At 38.6% G+C, this 215-nt stretch carries 1 pseudogene; it reads right to left on the reverse strand.

Annotated features, from left to right (window positions below):
- A pseudogene (locus tag H5232_RS24580) lies at positions 1–176 on the reverse strand (DUF600 domain-containing protein); the annotation flags it as partial.
- Between the last annotated feature and the right edge of the window lie 39 nt (positions 177–215).

Below are 215 nucleotides of genomic sequence, written 5' to 3' on the forward strand. Positions count from 1 at the left end.
GTCACGGTAATCGGCTGTTCGCTTGTATCAGCAGCAGTTTGATAATGGGCTTTGCATTCAAGTACGCTTTCATCTTCGCAGTTTAAAATAAGTTGTGCCTCAAGCCATGGCTCTTTTATTTGCTGATAAAGGTACTGACCAAGTTGTTGGGGGATATTTTTTATATCTGGTTGCATATGCTGTCCTTAGCGTTATAAATGAGTTTAAAATTGAAT

The organism is Pseudoalteromonas sp. SG41-5, from assembly GCF_014164495.1.
In the GTDB taxonomy this organism is placed as follows: domain Bacteria; phylum Pseudomonadota; class Gammaproteobacteria; order Enterobacterales; family Alteromonadaceae; genus Pseudoalteromonas; species Pseudoalteromonas rhizosphaerae.